Source organism: Agromyces sp. P1_H4 (assembly GCF_056405255.1).
In genome coordinates this window covers 1-2415 of sequence record NZ_JBFUCL010000446.1, presented here as the reverse complement: position 1 = coordinate 2415, position 2415 = coordinate 1, and the positions used below count along the sequence as shown (strand labels likewise).

Sequence of the window (2415 nt, the reverse complement as noted above, 5' to 3'; positions counted from 1 at the left end):
CGCCGAGCTCCTGCGCCTGCAGGGGGAGTCGATGCTCCACTCCGCCATCGGCGAGTCGATGGCGCACCGCGGTGCGTTGCGGAGGGCGGCCGCGGAGGTCTTCACCGAGGCCGTGACGGTCGCTCGGACGCAGGGCGCCACGGCACTCGAGCTTCGGGCCATCGCCTCGCGAGAGCGAGCGAGCCGGGGGATCGCCGACGTGGGGAACGTGCTGGAACGGGTCTGAGCCCGGCCGACCGGCACCGCGTGTTGTTTTGAGTCATTCAAAACAACTGCTACGGTCGAGGACATGAGCAGCGCATCCGACCGTGAGCAGGCCGAGGCGCACCTGCGCACGGCGGGGCTCAAGGTCACGGTGCCACGCATCGCGGTGCTCGACGCGGTCACGGGACATGGCCACCTCGATGCCGACGCCGTGCACGCGCGCGTCGCCGCCGATCACCCGAGCGTGTCGCTGCAATCGATCTACAACGTGCTCGGAGACCTCTCGAACGCCGGGCTGCTGCGCCGCATCGCGCCCGCGGGCTCGCCCGCGCTCTACGAGAGCCGCATCGGCGACAACCACCACCACGTCGTCTGCACCCGCTGCCACGCCGTGGCCGACGTCGACTGCGTGATCGGCGAGCCGCCCTGCCTCGTGCCGGCCGACACCGGCGGCTTCGCCATCCACACGGCGGAGGTCACCTTCCGGGGGCTCTGCGCCGACTGCCGGCAGGCCGTCGCCGAGCTCGAGCGACACGCTCCGGCCGAGTCCGGCTAGCCCGCGGCATCCGCACGGCCCTCACCGCCCGCCGAGCCGGCAGCGCCCTCGCCTCGTCGAGGCGGAGTTCGGCGCGCCTTCCCCGACCCCGCGCCACGACCCCCGCACCACCGACCCCGCACCACCACCTCAGAGAGAGAAGGACGACACATGTCGGAACCCACGACGACGCAGACCGGAACCCCGGTCGCGAGCGACGCGCACTCCCTCACGGCCGGCGCCGACGGCGCCACCGTGCTGCACGACCGGTACCTGGTCGAGAAGCTCGCCCAGTTCAACCGCGAGCGCATCCCCGAGCGCATCGTGCACGCGAAGGGCGGCGGCGCCTTCGGCCGCTTCGAGGTCACGGCGGATGTCACCGCGTACACGCGGGCCGCGGTGTTCCAGCCGGGCGTCGAGTCCGAGACCCTCCTGCGCTTCTCCAGCGTCGCCGGCGAGCAGGGGTCGCCCGACACGTGGCGGGACGTGCGCGGCTTCTCGGTGAAGTTCTACACGACCGAGGGCAACTACGACATCGTGGGCAACAACACCCCGGTGTTCTTCATCCGCGACGCGATCAAGTTCCCCGACTTCATCCACTCGCAGAAGCGCCTGCCCGGCTCGGGCCTGCGCGACGCCGACATGCAGTGGGACTTCTGGACCCTCTCGCCCGAGTCCGCGCACCAGGTCACGTACCTCATGGGGGACCGCGGCCTGCCGAAGTCGTGGCGCGAGATGCACGGCTTCGGATCGCACACGTACCAGTGGATCAACGCCGAGGGCGAGCGCTTCTGGGTGAAGTATCACTTCCGTTCGCGACAGGGCGACCTGCACCTCGACGCCGAGACGGCCGAGGCGATCGCCGGCGCCGACGCCGACCACTACCGCCGCGACCTCTTCGACGCGATCGAGCGGGGCGAGTTCCCCAAGTGGGACCTGCACGTGCAGGTCATGCCCTACGAGGACGCGAAGACCTACCGCTTCAACCCGTTCGACCTCACCAAGGTGTGGCCGCACGCGGACTACCCGCTGATCCCGGTGGGCACGCTCACCCTCGACCGCAACCCGCAGAACTTCTTCGCCGAGATCGAGCAGGCCGCGTTCTCGCCGGCGAACACGGTGCCGGGCATCGGCATCAGCCCCGACAAGATGCTCATGGCCCGCGTCTTCAGCTATCCCGACGCGCAGCGCTACCGGGTCGGCACGAACTACAACCAGATTCCCGTGAACGCGCCGCACGCGGCATCCGTGCAGAACTACTCGCAGGACGGCGCCCAGCGCCACGCGTACAACGCGCCGACGACGCCGGTGTACGCGCCGAACTCGTTCGGCGGTCCGGTCGCCGATGCGGCGGCGGCGGGCGAGGGCAGCTGGGAGAGCGACGGCGAGCTGGTGCGGTCGGCGGCGACGCTGCACGCCGATGACAGCGACTTCGGCCAGGCCGGCACCCTCTACCGTGACGTGTTCTCGGCCGCGGCGAAGGAGCGGCTCGTCCAGACGCTCGCCGGCCAGGCGGCCGCGATCACGGTCGACGAGATCCGGGCGCGGTTCTTCGCGTACTGGACCAACGTCGACGCGGGACTCGGCGCGCAGCTGATCGCCGCCGCCGCGTCCGTCGACGACGCCGCTGCATGACCCACGACGGCCGGGGTGCGTGGTGCGCCCCGGCCGTCGCG

The 2415-nt window shown here is 71.1% G+C and carries 3 protein-coding genes; all 3 read left to right on the top strand.

Annotated elements, in window-relative coordinates; translation table 11 throughout:
• Positions 1-226, top strand: a 226-nt coding sequence (locus AC1DY2_RS18655; RefSeq protein ID WP_476763770.1) for a hypothetical protein, incomplete at its 5' end; no start/stop codon positions are given.
• A gap of 63 nt (positions 227-289) precedes the next feature.
• Positions 290-760, top strand: coding sequence for a Fur family transcriptional regulator (locus AC1DY2_RS18650; protein ID WP_476763769.1), 471 nt, complete (start codon positions 290-292; stop codon positions 758-760).
• A gap of 150 nt (positions 761-910) precedes the next feature.
• Positions 911-2374, top strand: a complete 1464-nt coding sequence (locus tag AC1DY2_RS18645) for a catalase (protein ID WP_476763768.1) — start codon at positions 911-913, stop codon at positions 2372-2374.
• Positions 2375-2415 lie beyond the last annotated feature (41 nt).